The following is a 23,906-nucleotide window of genomic DNA, read 5'->3' on the forward strand; positions in this document are numbered from 1 at the left end:
AAGGTTTTACGAATCAAAGTTTCTTGCGCTGCTGTCGGATAGATGCGGAACCGGTAAGCCTTATTCATGCGATCACCCCCGTAAGCAGATTATACCACAAATAGGGGAATGAATGTTCGCATATTTACTTGCAAACAACAAATCCTAATACACCGATTCATCCCCCACCTACACGCTCACTACGTGAGTAAGGTAGTTTAGAGGCCGGGGACTTCTCGGCATTGCGTTAAAGTTCATTATATTGAACGCTTTTCTTCATGGCAATGACAGTGCTTGCCGGATGTATGATCCATATTTCGTAAATAAACAAAATCTCGTATATCAAGGGATTTCAGCTGGTTTAGTACGATTCCAATTATTGATTTGGTTTTGAATCATACAAACAGTACAAATGACACCCCAAATGGACCATGATTCCTAAAATGCTGGTAATATCCGCTACATCATCTTATCTAGATAGTGCGTCAATATTACTAAAGGCGGTCAGCAACGAGCGACATTAACGCCGCTCTATCAACAAAATATGGTACAATTAGACTTACAACAGTATAGGCTTTGAGGGTGGTCGGCTAATCTCCCAGAAAGGGAGGTGATGCCATGGAGGTTAAGGACGCTTTGACGTTGATGATCGGTTTCAGTATGCTAATTATCGCACTTCTGACACTGGTTGTTGCAATCGTCGTAGCGCTTAACCAAAAGAAATAGACCGCCCTCGCCCAAAGGTTAACGGTCTATTTCTTTAACCCAACTATTAAGCCTACCGCCCTTAAAAGCGGCTGTTGTGGGGAGTCGTGTTGACGCACGGCTCCTCTACTTTTAAATGATCTTTTGAATTCATTATAGCACATTTTGAATTCAGCAATCTAATTCAAAACATCAAGAAGTAAATAATTTTTATCATGTAGTTGATACTACAACTCCAACCCTTGTCTCATAGTCTTCAGCCGCCAGTTCACTGGCTGCATCCTTCGCATACGACACTAAAGGTCTGTATTGGAATACCCTCTTTGACAAACGCCATTCCCTTGATCGGATTGTTTTTAGGTTCAATGATCTCACTTTCCTCAATCGCAAATTTAAGCAACAAAAAAACCACTCCCCATTCAGAATTGTGTTCTGAGTAGAAAGTGGTTCCGTTTCTTTAACGTATCCGAATTGCATTTTTTCCTGTTATGGTGCGGTCGAGAGGACTCGAACCTCCACGGTATTGCTACCGCCAGCCCCTCAAGCTGGGTTAGCGTGTCTATTTAATTAGGTTTGAGTCCGGAGAATGTTGATACAGCGGGCTTTTTCTTTGAGCCTGTCCGATCAATTCGGGTTAATCTGGATTCATTCCGTCCCTGTTTGTCCCCAAAATGTCCCCAGCAATTATAAATTCAAATGATTCGTATGCGGGAACATATCGACCGGCTGCACCTCGACAGGTAGCCTCCGTCCACGAGCTTACGCAGGTCGTACGCCAGCGTGGAGGGGTTGCACGAGACGTAGACGATGCGCGCAGGCCGCAGTTCCAGCATCGTGGCGATCATCGCGGGATCGCAGCTCGGGGGGGTCGACCACGATGACGTCGGGGACGATACTTGCGGATTGCAAGCGAGGCAAAATGTCGGAGGCGTCGCCGACCCAACCACCTAAGGAAACACCCAAGAAGGCCTCAACCTAATCCCTGCGAACCAGAGACTGGAACATCGCTCTCGTTTTTTTCTTCGTTCGCTCCGTCTGTACGTTCCAATGCCCTGGATACAAATCAAGCAGAAAATTGGCGCCATGGTCGACGTCACTCCCGGGCAAATCCAGCTCTTCCGCGAGCGACCGCAAAGGCGCTTTCTTGCGGACCACAAACGGCGCGATCTCGCCCTCATCCAGCCCCAATCTCGCCGCGAAGCTCACCGCTTCTTCAACGTCGAATGCCGCCGCCTTGACCAGCGAAAGATAATGCTCCTTAATTTCCTCACGGTAGGAGACCAAAAATTGCCCGAATACCTCCGGAACATACTGCTCCCAAAGGAGAAAATCCTCAAACTGCCCTTGATAAAGCGAATGGTAGAAAGCGCCCCGAATGATCTCCACTATGCCAACATCCCCGAATTCATCGAGCCGGACATCTTGCCCGCGTCCTTCCGCCAGCTCGTGCTGGATGTACACTCCGACTAGGTCCTCCCGGTATTCGCGCGTTGGAATGCCTAACCTGCGCTCAATCCGTCTCAAATCCCCTTCAGTGTTAGGTAGTGACTTCACGACAGGTTCATATAGCTCATTCGCCACATCTTGATCGATCAACTTTTGCAGAAACTCCCGATGCGACTCGGTCATCCCCTTCGCAAACCGCTCGAACTCGGGCGGAACGGCCCTTTCCAGCTCAAGGAACAATATAATATCCGGAATGTCCGCAATCCCTTGAAACACGTGACGCAGCACCCGATCTGCATCGACATCCGCTCTCCCAACTAGGTCGTGAGCCACTTGAACGTATCCATGTCCCTTAATGGAATACTCCGCCGGGTAACGCTGAATTTGCTGAGCCAGCACCTCGCACAGCTCCGCATTGTCGCGATGCTCGAGCATAAAGTACGCAGTCCCGATCACATTGGTGCTGTTCAGTCGGCTATTCTTCAACAGGCGAAGGCGGTCGAATTCGCTAATCAGCTTGTCCGCCAACAAGCTGCGAAGCTCGGCATCTGCTTTGAACGGCCCTTCGGCAAACAGCTGATTGTCGAAATAGAACAGTGACTCGAAGTAAACTGCGCTTCGGACGAGCAAGCGAATCATTCTTCGGTCGCTTAACAGCCTGTGGATCAGAAAATCCTGAACCGATGGATTATCGAACCGGATCATGAGCGGAGCTTCCGATTCGTACCACTGTCTGACCTGAATGAAGGTGTCGGTAAGCTCGATTAACGCTTTGCGATAACGAACGCTGAACTCCGCCTCTTTCAATTCTCCGGATGCGGCCAGCAAGCTTTCCAATGCAAGCTCCATCTCATCGAGCGTCACCGGATGATCGGCGATCAGCAGCAAATAAAGCACATATTTCCCGTAAGACGAGATTTCAACGTCGAAAGCGTGCTCCCACACCGTCTGCGGATTTTTTAACGCCGCAACGAAATGCTCCATGTACCGCTCAGCCGCGATATGCTTGATTTTCCTAAAGTCCGTGTTCAGTCGGATCGTCCGCGGGTTGAAATTGTCATGCTCGATCACCTCCAGGTAGCTTTCCCCATCCACCAGACGAACGAGATATTCGCTGGGAAGCGCGGAGAAAAACAGATGGTTGTACAGCAACTGCGACTTATATTCGAAGCTGACCCGCTCCATATTCATGAGACATTTCGAGATATTCAGATCGGCCAGCTTGATCGCCTCCGAGCTGTTCTCAGCCTGCCTGAACACGTATTCGCGCGTCGTCATGATCAGCTTCTTGTCCGGATTTCCCGTTATTTTATCGATAAAACGCACGAGTCTTTCCTCTTCATTTTTCGTCAGCAGGCGCTTGTAGAAGTTGGAGCCCAGGAAGTCGTCGAAAAGGATGACCTGCCGCTTTCCTTCCATGTACTCGTCATACCCCTCCTCAACATCTTTAAGAATGGAGATCGGCTCGAACCCTTGAAGAATATAGTGGCTGCACAGCAGCCTGGCCAACGTGCTTTTGCCAATGCCCGGAGCGCCGGACAGCACGACTAGATTTTCGAATTCGAGCTTGCGAACCGCTTCCTCGTAATAGGGGCTCACGACGAGCAACTGCTGCTCTTGCCGGATCTGGTCAAGCAGGAATGCCGTCTTGTTATGTTGACCGCGGTTCATGATGGACTCCAGCACCGCAGCGCTTGTAAACCACAGCTTGGGATGCGCCTTCTCCACTGCCGGATATTTCCGCAGCAGCGCGTTGAGCTCGTCTCTGCCGTAAATATCGCCGACCGTTCGAAGATAAGGAGCGAACAAGGCTCGGATCTTCTCCTTCCGCTGCACGGTTATCGGGACGGCAGTCGCGACCAAATAGCGGTTCACGCCCAGCCGGTTCACCTTGCCTGTTTCTTTCCGGAGAGATGCAATCAGCTTGTCGAAATCCGCATAACGCTTGCACTGAACGACAGTCAACTGGCCGTTCTCTTCCCGTCTCAAGTCGATCCCGCCGTCCGCCCCGTCGGAAAACAGCTCCAGCGGAAAGCCCAGCTCCGGCTCCAAAAGATCATGGCACAGCCGTTCGAACTCGATCGACGATAAATTCAAAAAGTCGTAATTCATTGTGGGCCCTTCCTGTTCGCGCGGTTTTGAAGTAGTAATGCATCAACAGAAAAATTCGCTGCATCCGCTCCAAACTCCTTTTCATGATCAAGAAGCCAATGCGAATCAAACCGTCAACGTACCAACAGGCACCCGGATTCCCCCCAATGTTGTCAGGTTAAGAGCCCAGCCAAACTCCTGTTGAGGGATTGATATATTTCGGTATAGTGGAGGTAAACGATAGAAACGGAAGATGGCGCATGAAAAAAACGGCAAAGTGATCTTACATCGTGTGTTCAATAGAATGAGAAGCGACGAATTGAATGAAAGGACGAAGAAAAATGAAAAAGATTACACGGAAGCGTAAAATCGGCTTCTTTCCGCTGCTGGCGCTCATCCTTCGCATAGTTCGAAAATCGATTTGGTAGGTTCAAATCCGAAATATGCTGATACAGCGGGCTTTTTCATAATGTCAATCTGATTTTTTCGGGCAACGTCGAGTCCCTTCCGTCCCCGTTTGTCCCCAGAATGTCCCCATTAATGAGTTCCGCTATACGATCAAAAATGTACCGAATGCGGGAGGTGACCCCGTTATTGCGCTTTCTGCTATAGTCGCTTTGTATCGTGTAGAATCAAGGTTTCAACAATCTCTTTCTGTTCTATTTGTTTGTTTTACTGTGCCTTATCACGATGTTTTCGGCAGTTTTACGGCAGTTTAGCACCGTGCACTGTTACACCAGTTCCCTTGAATCTGTATCACCCTGAAACCCCTTATATATCAAGGCATTTCAGCCCCTGTATCAATCCTAATCAACAAACAAACCACTTTTGTATGCACCGTATGCGGGGTACAGTGCGTTTTTATGGTCTGTTTTAGTGTTTTAATCGCGGCAGTTCCTTCTATTTGACTACGCCTTTAAGTATCTTAGATTAACAAAGAAGGAATCACAATACTGGTTTAGCACCAGATTAGCACCATTTAGCTGCTAGTTGCAAAGTAACATTTAAGAGAGTCTGCAGCTGGTTTTCAGTCTTTAGATAATGGCCCCAAGGTGAACGAACAAAAGATCATAGGTTCTTGTTCAAGATAAAGACAAGAACATATAGCACTAACGATTAAATCAAAGAAGTATGAAATCAACAAAAAAACCACTTCCCTGTGGTTTTTTTGACCAATTCTATTGGATTTATAGATATAATAAACCGAAAACTAATTTTATGTAACAAAATATCTCAAACTTCAGTTCCATATCTAATTACGGTCTTAGTGAACTTCAGCAGTCTATCTTCTTGAATATCACTTTCATCTAATAGCCATTCACGTCTTTTAGATTTTACCCACGAATCCCTTTCAGAATTATTTCCAAATTCTAAGCCTGATTGAAACATTTTATTCAATGCGTGTGCACAAACTCGCTGTCTAATAACATTTCTGTACCACGAAAGAACATCTAAATTATCGCACCCATTCCTTATACATAATGGTAACGCCTCTAGTCTTTCTGATATGTTATCTTCGCGAAATACTCCTAATTCATTGATTGCTAGAAAACATCCAGCATCAATAGCTAGAGGTTCTATAACTTCTTTAATTAACTTAAAAACTGCTGGTATTGGACTAGCCCCACTACTTCGACCGTTATTGATTGTTGTTTCAAGCGGTATTGATAAAAATGCCTTCGCAATCTCTGCATAACTGGCTCCTTCCATAAAAAGCACAACTAACTTTTTTAATTCTTGCCATAGGAAACTCCAGTTTTCAGGAATATCCCATTCCGAAGATTCTATCTCCACATAGGGCTTTATTACATCGCGCATTTTAGTAAGAATTGTTCCAGTTGCAAGTTCATCACTCGGTAAATACCGAGTAATATATTTAGGTGGTAAATACGACATGGTTTCAAAAAAAACAGAGAGCCAGTCAATAACATTCATTTGTGCTGAAATTTCTTCGGTAATAATCCCACGTCTTTGATATGCGTTCCAGATTTTCCAAGCGTAATAAAAGTCAGCCCCTGACTTCATTGCTGCTTTATTGATCCATACTGGAACATCTGGTTGTTCTAAAAATTCTTCTTTTATTTTTGTTATTTTTCTTCGAATCTTCTCGATATTTTGAGAATTAAAATCTATTCGTGATTTATATGCTGCGAATGTACGGCTCAATATATGTCCAGCATGATTATCCGATTCCTCAAATTCAGCTAATAATGAAGTTAAGGTTAATTCTATTGGAGTCGAAGTCAAAATAACATCGTCGCTAGCTAAATAATTATCTAAGAATTTTTCTATAGGACTTCGGACCTCAACTAATGCATCCGGTTCACCAAGCACCCCATACCTTGCTAATGCTCTAGAAGGATCTATATTAGAAATATTTGCACTATAAGGATCATCTGAAACAAGAATTGCAACTCCCTGGTTGGAGAATCCTGGACGACTCGCTCTACCAAAAGCATTAGCTATTAAAGCATTGACACGTGTTACCCCTTCAATATTATCACTTTCTCTTGGATCACCCATTGAAGTTCCCGCAATCACTACAGCAATGGCAGGCAAATTTAATCCCTGTGCTAGCGTGCCTGTTGCAAACATAATTTTAGTGAATTGGTTGACATACATCCACTCTGAAGCAGATTGTTCTAAGTGCAACATGGAACTAGTATGTACTGAAATACCGCGGCATAATAAATCCCTTAGAACTGACTCTACACCTAATTCATATTCTGCTATTCCTAACCATGCTTTAACAATGGCTGGCAACTCTTCCTTAGCAATAGTGTTTATGTCAGTTGTCACTTTATTCGCACTGCTGAACGCATGATGCCGACTTGTTAATATAAAGTTTATTGTTGGAATTCCTTTTTTCGCTAAAAACTCGGATATTAATCTGGAAGATGTATTTTTCCAACTTTCAAATTCTGGTCCTACATTCGTTCTCTTTACCGTCGCATTAAAGTTCACTGGTATTGATGAGACTCTGTAATCATCCGCCCCATCAAGAGTCCAAGGTCCTGATAAGCCTACAACTAGTGCTAGAGGTGTTTCAAAATTTAGTTTCACACGTCGTTTTGGTAGAGCATTTAGTTTTTGTTTTGCTGCTTGAGCGTTAGGTATTAACTTGTCTCTATCTACAAGTAAAAGACCTCTCATCGTCCTCGATGGGCGCCATTTTATAGGTTTAGGAATTGCTGAGCCTCCATTTGATTTCTCTAACCACTCAGCTAGTTCCTCTGGGTTACTAACCATCGCTGACATTAGCAGAAAACGAATATCCTCTGAGCAATTAAATAATTGTGCCAAAATTATATCAGAAGTTATCCCTCTACTAGAGTCATTTAACAGGTGACATTCATCGAATATGCACAGGGAACAATTTGCAAACATTTCTGGATATAATCTTAGTGCTAGTGCACACTTTTCTGGTGTCATTACCACTACAAAATTGCCTTCTTCAATTTCAGTATCTTCTAAAGTGGTGTACTCTGCTCCGCCAACAAATGCCCTTATCCTTACATCCTCAAAACTGCTAAGTGCAGACGAAAGATCCCTCCTTATTTGATAAGCAAGGGAATTCGTAGGCGCAATGTATAAAACCCATCCTCTACATAGAGAATGACTAATAGCTAACTCTGCAACAAAGCTTTTTCCGCTTCCTGTAGGCATTGAAATTACTGCATCCTTGTAGGGACCTGGAAGACAGTCTTTTATATATTCTATTGATGAAGGCCATAAAAAAGGACGCCCCTTCATCCGTGCTGTACCACCTGCACGGTTACGTAAATATTTTTTAAAACTATTTAAGTAAGAGGTACTTGCTCCAATTGGTTCTGGGGTAGCATGTACAACAGAACGTTCGAATGTACGATCAATCACTTTAAGTAGTAAGTTGCTCAAATGGTAAATATCAGAAAACTTAGTGAACCCAACACTATTCTCTTTTTTCTTCAGTATTGAAACATCTCTAATTTTATTGAGAATTTGCTTTGATTTTTGTAGGCCTTCATCATCAGAACCTCTGAGCCACTCCATATACGAAGTTAGTGCAATCTCCAAACGTTGATAAAACTGAATTCTAAGTTCATCGTACATCTCTCTTATATTACCAACCAACATTTCTTTATTATAAGAAGGTAAGGGTGGTATTGTAATAACCACTTCCTCTTCATATCTCAGGTCCCCTAAAGTTAGAGACTTAATTAAATAAAGTAATTTAGCTGAATATAAAGATTTTATCTGCTGAAAACCATCAAAATTCAAGTCAAAACTTATTGAAATTCTTTTAGCAATGGCTACAGAATTAATATCGTAACCACCGATCATATACAACAAGGCTGCTTCAATTAGTATATAATTCGAATCTATAAACAGTTGGTCATCTAGCTCTGGACTCCCTTCTTCTTCCTCTAAAGTTTGATCAACATAGTTATCGTCTGATGGTATTTCGTTTAATAGAGCTAGTGCCTCAGCAGCAACAAATGCGCAAGCATTCTCTACATCACGAGAAATATTTAACCCATTTAGACTATCAAATATCGCTACACTTTCTAGAGTATCAGCTAACCTTCGGAGATAATCTCTAATGAATAACTTGTCATCATTACTAGATTCATCGTTATTAGCATCTATATTGGACTTTAATATATGAAAATAAGCTCTAGAAAGGACTCTCCTACACTCATCTTTATTAAGTTCAGGAAAAGGAGGAATCATCTCGATTATTTGTCTTGCATAATTATCATACATTAATTGCAAACCCCCTTGCATAATCACGCATGTTATCCGAAATCTCATCAAAAAACTTGTCGAAATCACTTATTATGTGAGGCATTACTAATATGTTTTTTTTAGAGACAGTATTCAATTTTTCAAACGAGGGTCTCTTATTGGTCCAATCTATACTTTCAGCAATATCATAGTGAGGGTTTGGAACGTACGTTCTAACTGATTTCCAAAAACTCCCTGATACTAACCCTTGTAAATCACTACTTAATGCACTTCGCATCATAGATACACTATGTTTAATCCTTGCTGCATGTATATTTTCATCTATTTCCTTAAAAAACTTAACAGCTTTACTTATTGCTCTATTTGGGTCTAGTTTATAGGCTTTAGATTCAATAATAGTCAAGCCAAGTGTATCTTCACTTGCCATATATATTGCAAGACCGTCTAGGCCATGATCTTTTGCTCTTACATGAGCAGGTCCAACAGAAATAATAGTTCCCAGAGGGTGAATATCTTGTTTCCGACTTGCAGCCAGCATGCATAAATGCCATAATCCTTCAGCGATCCACGGATTTCTTTCATCTTCTTTTTGATCGGTAGTTAGTTCATTATTACCTTCTTTCACAATTCCACACACTCCAGCATAAATATCGAAGGCTCCTTCGGCACCATCATCTGTTAAAACAGCCCTAATATTTAATGCAGAATCAATCGCACTTTCACATAGTCCAACTAAATATACTGCAATTGCTCTTCTAGTATCGTTATCATTGTTCCAACCAGTGACAACAAGAGCATCGTGGGTTTCTGATTCATGAAGTTGAACATGTAGTACACTTACGAGAAAATTTACTGCATTTTCCACATCTTGTTCTAGTTTCATTGGTATTGACATTTGTGTATGTGACATACTCATATATCCCCCTAAAAAACCCTATAACATCAACTTACATTATCCTACATTTTTAGTCAGTATTTTTTTAGGAAAACAATGTTTAAATAAAATATTAATTGCAAATCCTGATTTAATTGTTATACTTTCCTCCCCCAAAAATGGAGTGAAGAAAGAATCACAGTTTAGAATGCCTATCTGCGGCTCTTTCATCTTATTACATCTCAAGTTTGCTTTTAAACTCTGCCAATCATCCTAATTTCATTCCTATCACGATCTTCGGGGTACTTTTATTTTACAATGGACACTGCTCGTCCGCTTTTGGGTCTCTCGATTTTCCGCATCTACTTCTTATTATTTCGGCGTGACAGAACCACACTTTGAATGAGTGAGAGCCACTTTGTTATTGAAATAGAGCCACTGTGATTAGTCGGAAGAACCACCGCATTCGACAATTCTATGATCCGTACATAGTAAGCCAGTCAAGCTATCGAAGCGTTCATTTCAGCCTTGTCTGATTTACTCTCGTCCTCACAACTCTGCTATGGCTTGCAAAGCCTTGCTGGATATATTTAATCACGATAAATTCCCCATTTTGATCAACTGCGATTCCCCAAAAATTCGTCAGTAGCTGGAAAATGACGACACGGTTGACATCAAGCCTCTGCGGGCATGATTCATTGCGAAGGGCGAAGCCACGGGCTTCGCAGAGGCTGTAGAGCCTATCATGCCCGCCACTCCACGTAAACCGTGTCTACTCTACTTGAAATTCTAACAACGAGGTCACCACAATTCTTTGGGGGGATTTTCTGATGATTAAAGACAGCTGGACTGGACCTGCCACTGCGAGTGACTGGGTGCAGGGGGCGTGCTCCCTGCGTTTCCCCCGAGAGGGGACGGAAGGGGGACTTGCTTTTCTTGGCATTAAAACAACGTGGCTCTCAATGATTAACGAAGTGGCCCTCACTTCTAACTCTATGGCTCTTTGGCACCGATATATTCACTTTCAGTCAGCCCTAGCCCCCTCACGGTTGCCGCCCTGGATTAGGCTTGTATAATCGTATCCGCACTGTAGGGCGGATCTTTCACTTTCACCCGTGAAATAGCATCCTTCCGGCTCACCTCGTCTTTACCTCGGTAACGCCACCGCTTCCTTTCGTGATCTGTTACGTAGCGATTTCTCGATAAAGTTGCGACTGCCCGCCGCACACAAAAAAACGACACTCTGTAGAAGTGTCGTTAGCTTAAGATTTATCTATAAGTGTGCTTGAACATGGCCTACCATTGCTTTAATCAATAACTCAATTGTAAGGTCACGATTTGGTTGCCTATATGCGCCTATATTAAGTGGGTCTGCAATTAAGAAAGCACATTTGTCATATAGCTGCTCTTGTACCATATGCTTCATGAAAATCTCAGCTCGTTCTTCATAATTTGCAGGTAGTCCCGTCCGCTCAAACTTAACGAAAGCTTCTAGTGGGGGGAATAGAACCCCACTCCGAACCATTCCACCGACAAGTTCAGGGTCTTCTGACAGCACATAGATATACCCGAGGAATGGGCGAGTCACACCAAAGGCGCCATTTTCGAAAGCTTTCCAAAGATCAGTACCACTTCCGACAGCTTCTTCCACACGATTGTTAAGGTTCTTTCCGACAGATCCCTTCATGGACTTGAATTCCATCACACAAAGCAAACGTCTTGATCCGTCAGGTCGGTTCTGAATAACAATCATGTCCCAATCCTTTGATAACCTGTAGAAGCTTGGGAGCTTTGCATTTCTACCCATGATTATCTCCGAATCTGTAACACCACAGCGATTCAGAACATCTCTAATCATTTCGGCAAAACCATCCATTGTTTTACCGCCTCTTACTGCACTATCCCCTTGATGACGTAGACCCCAAAACGTTTCTAAGGCAACCTTTGTCATAGCTGTAATTTCGTCGTCTGTTGGCATCCACATTACTTCAAACTCGCCTCATTTCACTTACTGGACGAGTTCTTGAATTGTTCGAAGCTCGTCAGCAGACAAATTGTAAAGACGTGATACAATCTGATCAATTGCATCATAATCTTCCAATTCATACATTCGCTTTAACTCTGCACAATCCTCTTTTGTTATTCCCACAGGAAGTCGAATTTTACGCAAATATTGAGCTTGATATCGAAGATAGTCGCCGCGCATCTTTGTTGCATAAGACCAAATAAAAAACTTGATGATTGAGCTTAGCATTAATGCCTGTAATGCCTTGATATCCCAAGTCCCTGCAGTAATATAATACAAACTGTGTTCAGGGTAAAAGTTGCCTTCATCTAATACAATTAGATTTTTAAGCTTGATGTCGGGAATCAACAGCTTCGGTTCCTTAAGACGATCAGGGAAAATTCGATCAATTGTTTTATACCACTTGTTTGGATTGTTCTTAGCTGTACTCCGGGATCGAAGCAGTTCTTCGTGACGCATTAAGTATGCATTTAACTTCGGGAACTTTTCCAAATCAACAAGTGTTCCATCGTCATTATAAGGATTGATCACATAATGTCCACCCCAAGAAATATACCCCTGAGTGATATCATCCTTAGTCACAATTGGTAAAAGCACTTCAGGCTCGATATCTACATCTTCAGGTTTAATTACGTAAATAGCCGTGGCACCTGTAGCAACACCAATACCAATTGCTATATTATGCGGTGCATCAGATATTAATGGATGGTTTGCCTCCACCTTTTTAAGTAATGCTTGAGCTAGCTTCCCGTTAAGAACCCAAGGGTCACTTCCTTGGAACCAGTCCTTAATTGTGTGCGTTTCAACAGTATCATTTTGAATATCCTGACCATTAATAAGATAATTCCTAGCCAATTCCAGGTACTGCTCAGATACTTCATCCATTTTAAGTGTTCGAGCCTCTCCCCTTGGAGCATTACGGAATGTAAATATACAAGGGTAAGCGGAGACTTCATCAATAAATGGCTGTGAGTTATGAATATCAAGAAAGTGCAGGACGTGATACTTCTCACTGACTAATTTGCGAATATCCTTACCGTATCGATTCTTCGTAAATCGGTCGGTGCAGATGAAACTAAGACGTCCATCCTTATTTAACATCTCAAGGCTGTGTTCAATAAAGGCAACGTAGATATCTGCTCGATCAAATAATGTCTTATATGTAGATCTGTATTTTTTCGCGACCTTTTCATCTATGTTTTCGATACGAATGTACGGTGGGTTGCCAACAATAAAGTCGAAGTGCTTCTCAACAGGCTGATTCCAAAATAGAAAATCCGTTTGAACAAGCCATATGTCGAGCAAACGTTGACTTAATTGGGCAGATACCCCTCTCTGAAGGAGTACTGCGGTAATGGATTTATACAAATCCTCATGCTTGTCATTATTAACTTCAATTGAACGTATAGAATTTTGCAGTACGCTATACGACTTATCCTCATCATGAAAAAACTGATGCCCGAGGTGAGTAACTACTGAATCCAAAAGGCGCTCAATAGCCGGAATTAGAAATGCACCTTGCCCAGTTGAAGGCTCAAGTAAGGACTTCTCATACAAGGGAGAATTGGCAGTGTAACCAACCAAATCAAGTATTAAATCAACAATTTCAGGCTTCGTATAATAAGATCCCGATTTCTTCTTTACTACTTCATCAAGAACACCGACGGAAGTCGGTTGGTCGGAATCAAATAAGGTCATTTGAGTAGACAGTTCCTGCACTAACTCTAAACTGTTCATTATAAATGCACCTTTCCTCGACAAAATCTTAACTCCTATAATACCATACCTCCCAGAGCCTTAGCACTTTACCATAAGGTAGATTGGTGATATAGGGATTGTAAAAAGTGAACCCTTGAAAAGTAAATTTAGTCGATTTTCACGACTTATCTTGCTTTCATAACTTCACTGAACTTGAACCATTCCTACTCCCCAACCCGAAAACGACTCAACTACTGACCACTCCTTGTGACTATGCCTCGAATTTCTTAATGCTCAAAGGGATCAAATACCTCCAAGGAGGTCTCTACCTCCTGACGGTAAGATTCGACTTCGACTGAGGTGATCATTTGGATCTCCTCTTTGGCTAAGATTGGCCTCTAGTGGCGATACTGCTCTTTATAATTCTGAACGATTCGATTTTATGCTCAACAAGGCCATTCGTGATGACTCCATAGTCCGTTACCTTCAAGTTTATGTCCTAAGGCCCCCACGCAGAACATTTGTTCTTGTTAGAGTATATGTCATCGGATTGGTAACTGCAATAGTATGTTCAGAGCTTGTCCTTATGCCGCTGGCGATGCCATTGAAAATACAGAAGATACCTTTAGTCTCAGTTACAGCGGTGTCCTGAATGTTCATAAGTATTCTCGTTGTTGTCTCAAATGATGGATTGATCATTTCCTCACATGAATCCCTCAATAAGATCACCCTCTTATCGAACAGGAAATCATGTTTTGGACAGATCAGGAATCCATTATACGAATCACTCCGCTCGTCCGACAACTCACTCTTGCTTCAAGATTAGATATTGCTAGCAATAAGGGACCGTTCATCTGAAACACTGCACAGGTTGCACTTATCGCTTAACTTCTCCTACGGATAAGTGTTACAATCCTTATACTTAATCGGAATGATTTACATAAGTAATTGGAGATATGTGATTCACCTATTGTGATTGCTCTATCTGAGCGATGATTGAGATAAGAACGCGAACTCTCTTACTTTGTCAAAGAAATAAAAACCGTCAGATCGAACTACTTCTGACGGTTTATCCTCATTACAATTACTTCTCTTTACGAACACCCTTAAATGTACCACCGGATGTCTTTTGATCCATGATACGCCCTGTGTCAGCATCACGCTTTGCCCAATTCCCATTTGGAGTTTGGAATTGAGAACGATCATTAACTGCTCCCTTACGATAACCGTTTCCTGTATTCTTAGCCATTGTAACAACCTCCTTAATTTTATAATTAGCGACTCCCCTGCCACAGAACCGCTTCAATCGAAACTCTACAATTAACCCACTTAGTCAGCCTTCTCTTTTTTCTTTTTGTCGAGATAGGCTTGGTGCTGCTCGTCAGTTACTTCAAAACAAATTGCCTTCAAACCTAACTGTGCTGCAGTGACTACAGTGCCGTCTTTACGGCGAATAGATTTTCGACAGATAAGCATACTTTCATCAGTCCCTTGAAGTTATTTTTGTTCTTGTAAGGAACCAATCCTAGTGGTAGAATAAAAACCAGCTCAAGTTTTTCGGCAGGCACTAGGTTTGGCTTAGTGCTACACGCCTGTAGGTTCCCGACAAGGGAATTTGCGGGCTTCTTTTTTGTCTAACATCTTCCCATGACCTCCCTAACCGAATAATTTTCGCCACGTTGACTTGATGAAGTTTATATTGTACTTCTTAACTTCAACGGTGCGCAGCTCCTCGGCTATACTCTTTCTCAGTAATCCTGGCTCAGTGACCGCGACAGTGAACGTATCACCGATCTTTATATTTTTGTACTTGTTCAAATCGATTACCTGTTTTTGCGCCACGTATGTATCTCCTTGGGAAAGAACAACTATCTTATCCTCTTTCCATGCAATCGTAGCCTTGTCCCCGTCGATAGAAACTACTTTAGCCTTGTACTCAACAGTTACCTTATTGCCAAAGAATGAATTATACGCCGACTTCCCCAATGGAAGAATTAACAGCACTAAAATCATCAAAAACACCGCCGGCGGTACAGCAAATCTGTAGATCAACTTTGGTGCCATTCCCACACTAATCACCTCCCCATCGTTTTCAAATATTGAATTGAAGTCGTTGATATAAAATAAGATTGAATCCTTCGATTTCAATCCAACTTTTGAAGTCCCTTGTTATTAAAAGGAGATCACTCTCCTCAAAATAAACTACTATATACGAACTGTCTCCCGCCTTCTTCAAGTTGCTCCTCTTGGCGCTTCAGCAACCTTTGCTCATGAAGTTTGTTGAGCTGAGTGCTTACAAGATTAAGCTTCTTCCCCAGTGTGTCCGAAGCAAACCTAGCGGTGATTTGCTTATGTTTATACGTAAGTTCGAGAAGTTCTTTTGAAGCATCACCAAGATCGCCAATAATTTCAAGAGATACCCCATTCTGAGCAACTACTACAACATCTTCATCACGAAGGGTTTTCCTGAGGTTGTATAGATGGTCTTCCTCTTCGCTCAAGTTAATAAGATACAGATACTTGTCCTCTGTCTTAAACTCTTGTCGAAGCCATTTTAACGGTTTGACGATAACCTCATCGATTCCAGAACCATTCATACCTTCCACTTGCTCCATATCATAAACAAATACTACGCCGTATGGAGCATCGATGATCTGCTGCATTACCAACTGGTTCAGCGGAATCATTATTCGTCTACCGATTAAGCTTACCTTCTCTTCACCATCAGTAAGTAAGTTAATCTTAAACATAATGATCCACCATTTTCTATGTAGTTTGATGGGTTCGATTTCAAATCAACGTTTGAAATCAACCTCTTCTTAAATTTAGATGATCTTTTACGATCTGTCAAGCTTTGGACTACACATTTATAACGATATAGTAATAAGTTCCGTAAAAATAATTTCCTACATCCAGTAGTTCAAACTTATTCTTGTGAATCCTATATACGCTATCGTGAGTTCTGACGTAGAACTCAGCATCAGACGACCAATCAAATGTCGTTTGCTTTACATCCATCAGACCCTTGCCCCGATCCTGCTCAGGTTTACTAGTTGCTCGGGTAAAGATAGCTTGTTTTACGATATCGTGCCTGTCCTTATGACTTATATGCTTTCTCAGCGATTTAACGATTCCTTGACCAGTATCACATATAGCAATCTCGACACGTTCAGGACGTGTAGATGACTTCTTATAATACTGAACGCAGGAGTAGCTGTCTGTTTCGGCATGTTCTACAGCATTCTGACCCAACTCGGTGACAATACCGGCTATGTCAGTTACTCTGTTTCTGTGGAGTCCCTTTGCCCTCATGATCTTTTTGACTGACCTATCAAGATTAACGATATCACCATCGGATTTGGATACACGAAGCTCATCCAATTCGTTATCCTTCTTATTTCGGTTACGTTGATAGTAAGCCTCCATATTGTTGCTCTCGTCAAATGAGTCCTTCACGTCTGTTGGGCATAATTTCAGGAAATTCATTCGTTCCAGATACCCCAAGATATCAAAACGATCCGTTATTTCAAACGTTGGCGATTCAGCCTTTATGTAAAAATACTCATCCAAGTAGTTCAGGGTCGATAATAACACCGTTATTCCGGCAGGTGATACCCACTTCAACTTACCCAATTCAATATTGAGATTATCACCACTATCTAGCTCTTTATAAACCTCAGCACACCGATTGAGCCATTCATGGATTTCATAAATGGATTCCATTCTCATAGCGGATTGGAGCAATATCTGTTTCCCCTTATCTCTAATTCTGTGCCACTCTTCCATTTTACTCCACGAATTCGACTTAGGTCAAAGTGATTATTACTTCTGCCCTACTTGAGAAAAAAGTGCAAATTAGCAATGTTGTTACAGAGATATTAATTATACAAAAATAGGGATGACAAAGGCCGCCTTTTCGGGTAGTAGAGGTTCCAGAACACCCCACCGAAAAGAGGCGACCTGGTTAGCTTTCGAGATACCGCCACCAAAACGGCCGTTTCTACGTTGGTACAACACTGGACGATGGCAACTTTTGAGAAGTGGAAAAAGTTATTTCATCCGAACGGCACGCTAAAGCGTAGGGTCTGCTTTTCCGGCAGAGCGGCAGAGGTTCTATTCGAGATTTTTAAGCGAGCCTTTCACCTGTTGTTAGCAAATGCAACCGCGAAACCCATAGTAATTTGAACCCGCCTAAAGATTGCTGCTCATTGATTCGACGACCATTACAGCGGGAAAATCCTGTCTGCCTTGTGCTCCTTTAAAAAAATTAGATTCGGCACCTAGCTGCATGACGAACTGTCCCATAGCCATGTACAGCCTAGTCACTGAAACCATCGCGCCAAACGTATGGCGTGAAGCACTCGCCGATACGCGATAAATTCTCGTTGGAGAAGCATCCCAATTATTGGGAAATCCAATGATATTAGAGTGCATTAATTTTATCTATATATTCTCGAACCAAAAATAACTTCTCTTCTGGCAACTCCATGATTAACTCAATCAATCTCTCTCTGTCGATAGAGTTCGCTTTTGAAGCAGAGGTCTTTAAGTTTACTTCTGTTCCTATCCGATTAGCAAGTTCATCAATTTTCTGAATCTTTTCGGCAAACTCTTCAGCATTGGGTTCCATTCCCCAATGCTTATAAACAGGACGATAGTATTTTTCAAAAAGTTGTGTGGCCTGGAACTCATCCAAACCCTTATTTTGCAACTGCTTAATAACCGCTTTCATATATATTTCACTCATCGAACGTTGAGGTTCACTCTGAATCATTTATGTTAACTCCTCATATTAAGAACCATTCCGGGCAATGGATAAATTTACTTGTTCAAGTTATTAATAATAGGGTTCTTATTAGAATTTTAGCAACAATACCATTCGTCTCCTCAGTACCAAACATACCATACAGCACCAATAAGAGTTATCTGCCGAAATTAAAAATGGTCATTTTCCAGAACCTTAGAATAGAAGTCTTCGTCTCCATAAAAAAATGGTCCACACTAATTATTTGTCACTAAATGAATAGAACTTATTTACCACTTGTATCAAATATCAATCTTATTGTATTGTTAAAGCTAATCAACCACCACAAACAATTTCATCCAATTGGGATGGAGTTATTTGTGGTTTTTGTTTTTCTGTTGATCATTAAATCAAGCTAAAACGTTATTCAAGGATACGGAGGGGAGTGTTAATCCATGAATTAATTGATTCTCTGTAAAATAATATTCTTCTTCGAATTCTAACAAAAGGAATTTGTTTTTCACGCACCATTGTATAGATACAGTCAGCCGAGACGCCAAGATAATCGGACAACTCCGATACGGAAAATACAGCTTTCAATTGAAGTTTATCTTGTTGAAAAGTTAAATTCTCGTCTCTACTTTCAGTAGTAGTGTAATATTGAAACTTTTCCTTCTCTACACCGACTAGCAGTTTTTCTTCCATTTGTACTAGTGTTTTTAACAATTGAATTCGTAATAACTCATATTCTTTCATAACGATCACCTCATGATATTGTTCAATGCCACATTTCCATTTAAGAGGCATTGAGGCTAAGTGCAATCATACTTTAGATTTCCCCGATTAGTGTCGTTAACAAAAAGCATTGACTGGTAATTCAACTTTACTCATTTTTCTGTCCACATCGCAATCAACAACAGCTGTAAAGAGAAGCGAGGTGAGAACTCTTGGCCTTTCGAATGACCCTGGATTCATTAATTTCCCACTCATTGTTATTTAGTCGATTACTCACATATATGAGTAACCCAGCACTCGATTCACAGCGTGGTTATGATAGATGTGGTGAATGCTAATGAATGCAAGAGAAGAATTTTGGGATCAGCCGATACGCAAAGCACAGGAATTTTTAAATACAACGGATAACAAGAAAAGAGCGCAATGTCGTACTTATTTACTTGATGCCAACTATCGTTTATTATTTCGTATTCAAATCGAAAAAGCGCTTTGGGAACAACTGGTTCTGTATCCTGATGTTTTTTTTCGAAGACAACTCTGTGCGAAGTCATTCGGTTTAAGCCAGCAAATGATACGGGATGAAACGGATTTTGCTTCAGGGACAATTCATAACCTGTTAAATAAGAGTGAGGAACCCCCCCATCGTCTCGTCTATAGTTTTGCCGTCATGTGCAACGTGCCGTCGGATATGATTGTCGAGCAAAAACATGATGAGAAGTATATATATGATCTCCCGACAAAAAATTGGTTCCATAGGGCACTCGTTGAAAAACGAATCGATGAACTTAATAAAGAGAATGATCAAGTTCGAAGCATACGTGGTTACAGGGTAAGTGATCCCCACTCTCTTTTTGAAGGGGAGAACAGTCCCATCATTGCAAGATGGGTAAGGAGCTATCCAGAAATGGAGTATCTTGAATTCCATTTAAACCATGAGGTCGCACTTTATCCACAAAAAAGAAGTATTATTCGAAAAATGTTTCCATTCGCAACGCACCTTGTGGCAACTTACACCCCCCTGCAACCAAAACATAAACGGTCTTTCTGGATTGTAGGACCAAAATCTAATAAAGAGAATGCTTTTTTTGAATTATTACAAGTCATCGAAAAGCGTCAGCTCACCTCCATTTCCCCCCTATAAGAATAGCTTGTATTCTCTGCCATTGTGGTGGCTTTCTCACGTTGATGAGTGTTTAACTACAAATCATCAACATGGTTAGGCTAATGTTAACAAACCTAGTGGAGGACCAAGCTATGTCGAAAAAATCATCGGAAATCCAACCTCTTTTGGAAAGTCAAGGCAACCTCGAAACCCAAGAATCTTTTCGGCAGAATTTTTCTTTTGCCGAAAAGATTCTTGCCCTTCCGGGTATTTTTCCCCCGTCCAGTGACGATCATGATATTAGAAAAGTCACACGGAGGAAGGTGGAAGACATGCTTTTTGCGGAGCAGCATGTACCTAAATACGAAGATGCTCCAACTAAAGCGCATCTAGGTCCGCAAGCCATTAATCTGTGGATATGGGAGAACAAAGTGATGAGCGAAATTCCCGAAGGTTTATTACGGGAATTTCTAGGTCGTGGTATGAACAACACTCCCCATGTCTTTTTCAGAAAGTATCGGCTCGTTCATGCATTGCTTGCAGACGCGGCGAAATTCCACGCGATTGCACCTGCCCAGGTTCGAAATGAGCACTTGCTTGATCCGAAGACTCTTAGAACTGGAATCCATTCGGCAGCGGATAAGACCTGCCTATCTCCATTCCATTTTTTAATGAGAAAGTCGATTCAAGCTGGGATACTTGATAAACCTATTCCGTATACAAAGGCCACTGCGAAGCAGCCAAGCTTACATCCACGAATCCTTAGCTTCCAAACCCATATGGAGGAAAAAGGATTTGCTCGAAAACATATCCGAAACAATGTAAACCACATCCACCAACTCTTGATTTGGCTTTGTGCAAACATCCGCATCTTTGAGGGAAGCTCACCTGATATCCTCCCGATCTTTCAAATTCAAAATGAGCACTTGCTTGCGTATCGCACTTACAGATTGAAGCTGATTAAGGAGGGTTTTTGTAGCCGGATCACGTTCACGCATAGCATCTATGCTATTCGAGCGTTCTACCGATTTTTGCGAGATCGCTATGGATATGCACCCCCGATTCAGCGTTTTCGTGCGATTAGTGCTCCTCGCTACAGTCCACGTGATATTCCTACAAATGACCAGATTAATGAGTTATTCCAGATCATCGCCCAGTACGCGAAAAATCCAACCCTCGATCTACTGGGATACCGATTTATGTTAGATCTGGGCTTACGATTATCTGAAGTGGCAAAAATCAAATGGAACGATTTAAATTTAGGAACTCGAACGATCGTCATCCATAGTAAGGGCAAGAAAAACCATGTTATGCCTCTTGCCGGGGAACTGTATACGCTTTTGAAGAAGGTTCCTTATCCCCCTGCGACAACGTACCTCTTTGGTGAAAAGCCATCCATGATTAAGTACGAGTTATATGAGAATTTTAAACTCTACACTTTGATTGCTGGATGGCCTTTTCCCGGCGGCGTTCATTTGTTCCGTCATATTTTTATCACTCGTCTAGCTTACAAAGGGAACCTCCCTCAAGCAATACAAAGCTTGTCTCGTGTAAAAATGCTAAATACTATCGGCTTGTACATACATTTAGCCAACCATGACGAGCACATGATTAGCCAAATCAATAAGCTGAATTACGAGTGAGGAGTAAGCATATGCCTATTTTCGATAATGCTGTTACAAATGAAGTGGCTCTGGAAGAAGCGCTTCTTCACCTAGCGGATCAATACGGATCTGATTCGTTCCTGCGAACGATTCAACAACTACTTCCAGATAATTCTGACACAGGAAATCATTACAAAGAGTTACTTCTTGACGATGCCGTTTGTCATTACTTTGCGAGTGATACATTTCAAAGCTTGGCTCACTCTTCACAACAAGCATATCGGTATGAGATGGATCTGTTTGTACGGCATTGTCGAGATACAAAAGGAGCCAATCCATTTATTGGGGAGGTAGCTTCTGCGGTCTTTCTTACCGAATACTTGGCACCTGTTCGAAAGCTGAACACACGCAGTAAAAAAGCCGCATTCCTAAGAAGTTTTCTAGGTGAAGTATTTGCCCATTTTTTCAACCAAGATATTCGAAAACTCAAACGGACCCTGTCAATAGAAATTGATCGAAACCGTGAGCCGCGAGCATTTACCAAAGAGCAATTAGATGAACTTCTTTGTCTAGTGCGGCTTGGCCGCGAGGCTCATCGCAACTTCACCGTCCTATGGACCTTTCTTGGTTCAGGCATTCGATTAAGCGAATTGCTGCATTTACAAATTGGCGATATTATTGCAACCCGGCAGGAGATTCTGGTGCGTGGAAAGGGCAAAAAGGGATATAAACAACCAAGTAAGATCACCAAATCATCCCTTGAGATCCTTCGGGCATATGTGAACTTTCGTTATCACTGCGTGCAGAAAGAACCCGATTATTCCAAACGGTATATCTTTTCCGACGACAAAGGAACATCGCCGCTGCATGAAAGCACAGTGCAAAAAATGTTCGCATCCTTGATCGATGAATCGAAATTAATCCCAGAGTCCGATAAAAAACCGTATCAATTATCCGTACATTCACTTCGGCATTCTTTTGCGCTCTATTTGCTTGAGTCCGGTGTCAACCTCTATACGATCAAGGAACTGATGCGTCATTCATGGCTCAGCTCAACAGAGGTATATCTAAAGTTGTTTGACAACATGCTGGTCTCGGCTATTGATCAGCATCCCTTAGCTCAACTCAAAACAAGTGATCTCTTTTGACAAGTTAGGTGATGTTTCATGGCAATTTTGCTTCAGTCCAGTTACTTTCGGTTTTGGAGCGATCATTTTAAACAACGTGTATCCACCAAGCAAAAATATATTGCGGTTTTCAAGCGGTTTGAGGCTTTTCTGATCAAAGCGGGTTTCGAAGGCACACTTGATTTCAATCAGTTTCACGCCAGCCGTGAACACCCAGGCAGATACCTGCCGATTCAACGGTCTTTCATTGACCGTTTCGTTTTTGACCTAAAGCAGCAATATGATTCCGACCGATTAATTGCGGATACCATTACCTCTTTAAAACGCTTCTTTGAGTTTCTACACGACATGGATATGATCGAGCACAACCCGATGATCGGATATCCCAGGCCAAAATTCGAGAGTCCGATTCAGAATACTTCATTGTCCAAGGAAGAATGCCTTGCCATTCTGAAAGCAGCTCTGTATAAAAACCCATTTTACCGGCAGGAATTCGTATTTATCTGGTTCATGCTCGTCACGGGACTACGCATTTCTGAGATCCGCTCTCTCCGGCGAAAGCGACTGAACTTGAAAACAAGGATCGCACACGTTTTTGAAGCACAAAAAACAGATTCACGACCTGTCGCGATTCCCAGTTATCTCGTAATAGAGCTTGAACGTTATGTACAGCACCCAGAATATCTAGCATATGCAAATCAGGGGGATGAATATTTGTTCCATCACCAAGGCAAAAAGATGACCGTTCACACAATAACCCGTATGTTACATGATTTAGCTCAAGATGCTGGCGTTTCAAGACATATTCGTCCACATGACCTTAGAAGAACAGCAGCGTACTTGATGCAAATGGGCGGTATGAACATCGTCGATATTCAACATCAGCTACGGCATAAAAATTTAGGGACTACTCTGCGCTATGTCCCCCCTCTAGCCGATTTGTCCAGGATACTTAATGAACCTGAAAACGGAATTTATTGAGCAGGACAGTCTCACACATACGAAATGTGGACATAATACTAGTAACTCGTTTTACAAGAAAAGGAG

The 23,906-nt window shown here is 42.0% G+C and carries 19 protein-coding genes and 1 pseudogene; 5 read left to right on the top strand and 15 right to left on the bottom strand.

Translation table 11 applies throughout. The annotated features are described in order from the left end of the window. Positions 1-68 (bottom strand): helix-turn-helix domain-containing protein (locus ACESLK_RS22415; RefSeq protein ID WP_372637767.1); only part of this gene is annotated, 68 nt, incomplete at its 3' end. 529 nt (positions 69-597) lie between these two features. Between ACESLK_RS22415 and ACESLK_RS22420 the strand changes: the two genes are divergently transcribed. Beyond that, on the top strand, positions 598-705 hold the full coding sequence (locus ACESLK_RS22420) for a putative holin-like toxin (protein ID WP_373231945.1): 108 nt from the start codon (positions 598-600) through the stop codon (positions 703-705). Positions 706-952: 247 nt separating this feature from the next. On the opposite strand, the gene ACESLK_RS22425 is transcribed toward ACESLK_RS22420, so the two are convergent. From ACESLK_RS22425 to ACESLK_RS22490, 14 genes and pseudogenes are all read right to left on the bottom strand, one after another. Then, positions 953-1,087, bottom strand: coding sequence for a hypothetical protein (locus ACESLK_RS22425; RefSeq protein WP_373231946.1), 135 nt, complete (start codon positions 1,085-1,087; stop codon positions 953-955). A 281-nt stretch (positions 1,088-1,368) separates the two neighbouring features. Next, positions 1,369-1,623 (bottom strand): annotated as a pseudogene (locus tag ACESLK_RS22430) (23S rRNA (uracil(1939)-C(5))-methyltransferase RlmD); the annotation flags it as partial. A 36-nt stretch (positions 1,624-1,659) separates the two neighbouring features. Beyond that, complete coding sequence (locus tag ACESLK_RS22435; RefSeq protein WP_373231947.1) at positions 1,660-4,242, bottom strand: nSTAND3 domain-containing NTPase; 2,583 nt, start codon at positions 4,240-4,242, stop codon at positions 1,660-1,662. 1,212 nt (positions 4,243-5,454) lie between these two features. Next, positions 5,455-8,967, bottom strand: a complete 3,513-nt coding sequence (locus ACESLK_RS22440; RefSeq protein ID WP_373231948.1) for a DEAD/DEAH box helicase — start codon at positions 8,965-8,967, stop codon at positions 5,455-5,457. After that, positions 8,960-9,859 carry a hypothetical protein gene (locus ACESLK_RS22445; protein WP_373231949.1) on the bottom strand — a complete coding sequence of 300 codons (900 nt, stop codon included), beginning with the start codon at positions 9,857-9,859 and terminating at the stop codon, positions 8,960-8,962. Before ACESLK_RS22445 ends, ACESLK_RS22440 begins: the two co-directional genes overlap by 8 nt. A gap of 1,237 nt (positions 9,860-11,096) precedes the next feature. After that, positions 11,097-11,801 carry a PaeR7I family type II restriction endonuclease gene (locus ACESLK_RS22450; protein WP_373231950.1) on the bottom strand — a complete coding sequence of 235 codons (705 nt, stop codon included), beginning with the start codon at positions 11,799-11,801 and terminating at the stop codon, positions 11,097-11,099. A 30-nt stretch (positions 11,802-11,831) separates the two neighbouring features. After that, positions 11,832-13,586, bottom strand: a complete 1,755-nt coding sequence (locus ACESLK_RS22455) for an Eco57I restriction-modification methylase domain-containing protein (protein WP_373231951.1) — start codon at positions 13,584-13,586, stop codon at positions 11,832-11,834. Between the two features lie 1,045 nt (positions 13,587-14,631). After that, positions 14,632-14,796, bottom strand: a complete 165-nt coding sequence (locus ACESLK_RS22460) for a hypothetical protein (RefSeq protein ID WP_235240271.1) — start codon at positions 14,794-14,796, stop codon at positions 14,632-14,634. A gap of 407 nt (positions 14,797-15,203) precedes the next feature. Next, a complete protein-coding gene (locus ACESLK_RS22465; RefSeq protein WP_373231952.1) occupies positions 15,204-15,611 on the bottom strand; it encodes a hypothetical protein in 408 nt (135 codons plus the stop codon). A gap of 128 nt (positions 15,612-15,739) precedes the next feature. Continuing rightward, entirely contained in the window at positions 15,740-16,297 is a 558-nt protein-coding gene (locus tag ACESLK_RS22470) for a hypothetical protein (RefSeq protein ID WP_373231953.1), read from the bottom strand. A 109-nt stretch (positions 16,298-16,406) separates the two neighbouring features. Then, positions 16,407-17,291 (bottom strand): ATP-binding protein, encoded by an 885-nt coding sequence (locus tag ACESLK_RS22475; protein WP_373231954.1) that lies wholly within the window; start codon positions 17,289-17,291, stop codon positions 16,407-16,409. A gap of 447 nt (positions 17,292-17,738) precedes the next feature. Then, a complete protein-coding gene (locus ACESLK_RS22480; RefSeq protein WP_373231955.1) occupies positions 17,739-17,981 on the bottom strand; it encodes a hypothetical protein in 243 nt (80 codons plus the stop codon). Continuing rightward, on the bottom strand, positions 17,971-18,321 hold the full coding sequence (locus tag ACESLK_RS22485; RefSeq protein ID WP_373231956.1) for a hypothetical protein: 351 nt from the start codon (positions 18,319-18,321) through the stop codon (positions 17,971-17,973). Before ACESLK_RS22485 ends, ACESLK_RS22480 begins: the two co-directional genes overlap by 11 nt. 393 nt (positions 18,322-18,714) lie before the next feature. Beyond that, positions 18,715-19,047 (bottom strand): helix-turn-helix domain-containing protein, encoded by a 333-nt coding sequence (locus tag ACESLK_RS22490; RefSeq protein WP_373231957.1) that lies wholly within the window; start codon positions 19,045-19,047, stop codon positions 18,715-18,717. A 316-nt stretch (positions 19,048-19,363) separates the two neighbouring features. On the opposite strand from ACESLK_RS22490, the gene ACESLK_RS22495 reads away from it, so the two are divergent. The 4 genes from ACESLK_RS22495 (at position 19,364) to ACESLK_RS22510 (ending at position 23,840) form a co-directional block, all read left to right on the top strand. Continuing rightward, positions 19,364-20,167, top strand: a complete 804-nt coding sequence (locus tag ACESLK_RS22495; protein WP_373231958.1) for a hypothetical protein — start codon at positions 19,364-19,366, stop codon at positions 20,165-20,167. Positions 20,168-20,280: 113 nt separating this feature from the next. Beyond that, entirely contained in the window at positions 20,281-21,771 is a 1,491-nt protein-coding gene (locus tag ACESLK_RS22500) for a tyrosine-type recombinase/integrase (protein WP_373231959.1), read from the top strand. An 11-nt stretch (positions 21,772-21,782) separates the two neighbouring features. Beyond that, positions 21,783-22,880 carry a tyrosine-type recombinase/integrase gene (locus tag ACESLK_RS22505; RefSeq protein ID WP_373231960.1) on the top strand — a complete coding sequence of 366 codons (1,098 nt, stop codon included), beginning with the start codon at positions 21,783-21,785 and terminating at the stop codon, positions 22,878-22,880. 18 nt (positions 22,881-22,898) lie between these two features. Continuing rightward, positions 22,899-23,840, top strand: a complete 942-nt coding sequence (locus ACESLK_RS22510) for a tyrosine-type recombinase/integrase (RefSeq protein WP_373231962.1) — start codon at positions 22,899-22,901, stop codon at positions 23,838-23,840. The last annotated feature ends 66 nt before the right edge of the window (positions 23,841-23,906 follow it).

The organism is Cohnella sp., assembly GCF_041640265.1.
Lineage (GTDB): Bacteria > Bacillota > Bacilli > Paenibacillales > Paenibacillaceae > Cohnella.

Coding starts and splice junctions, on each gene's coding strand:
- ACESLK_RS22420 (WP_373231945.1), top strand. CDS start 598: ATGGAGGTTAAGGACGCTTTGACGTTGATGATCGGTTTCAGTATGCTA.
- ACESLK_RS22435 (WP_373231947.1), bottom strand. CDS start 4,242: ATGAATTACGACTTTTTGAATTTATCGTCGATCGAGTTCGAACGGCTG.
- ACESLK_RS22440 (WP_373231948.1), bottom strand. CDS start 8,967: ATGTATGATAATTATGCAAGACAAATAATCGAGATGATTCCTCCTTTT.
- ACESLK_RS22445 (WP_373231949.1), bottom strand. CDS start 9,859: ATGTCACATACACAAATGTCAATACCAATGAAACTAGAACAAGATGTG.
- ACESLK_RS22450 (WP_373231950.1), bottom strand. CDS start 11,801: ATGCCAACAGACGACGAAATTACAGCTATGACAAAGGTTGCCTTAGAA.
- ACESLK_RS22455 (WP_373231951.1), bottom strand. CDS start 13,586: ATGAACAGTTTAGAGTTAGTGCAGGAACTGTCTACTCAAATGACCTTA.
- ACESLK_RS22460 (WP_235240271.1), bottom strand. CDS start 14,796: ATGGCTAAGAATACAGGAAACGGTTATCGTAAGGGAGCAGTTAATGAT.
- ACESLK_RS22465 (WP_373231952.1), bottom strand. CDS start 15,611: ATGGCACCAAAGTTGATCTACAGATTTGCTGTACCGCCGGCGGTGTTT.
- ACESLK_RS22470 (WP_373231953.1), bottom strand. CDS start 16,297: ATGTTTAAGATTAACTTACTTACTGATGGTGAAGAGAAGGTAAGCTTA.
- ACESLK_RS22480 (WP_373231955.1), bottom strand. CDS start 17,981: ATGCACTCTAATATCATTGGATTTCCCAATAATTGGGATGCTTCTCCA.
- ACESLK_RS22485 (WP_373231956.1), bottom strand. CDS start 18,321: ATGATTCAGAGTGAACCTCAACGTTCGATGAGTGAAATATATATGAAA.
- ACESLK_RS22490 (WP_373231957.1), bottom strand. CDS start 19,047: ATGAAAGAATATGAGTTATTACGAATTCAATTGTTAAAAACACTAGTA.
- ACESLK_RS22495 (WP_373231958.1), top strand. CDS start 19,364: ATGAATGCAAGAGAAGAATTTTGGGATCAGCCGATACGCAAAGCACAG.
- ACESLK_RS22500 (WP_373231959.1), top strand. CDS start 20,281: ATGTCGAAAAAATCATCGGAAATCCAACCTCTTTTGGAAAGTCAAGGC.
- ACESLK_RS22505 (WP_373231960.1), top strand. CDS start 21,783: ATGCCTATTTTCGATAATGCTGTTACAAATGAAGTGGCTCTGGAAGAA.
- ACESLK_RS22510 (WP_373231962.1), top strand. CDS start 22,899: ATGGCAATTTTGCTTCAGTCCAGTTACTTTCGGTTTTGGAGCGATCAT.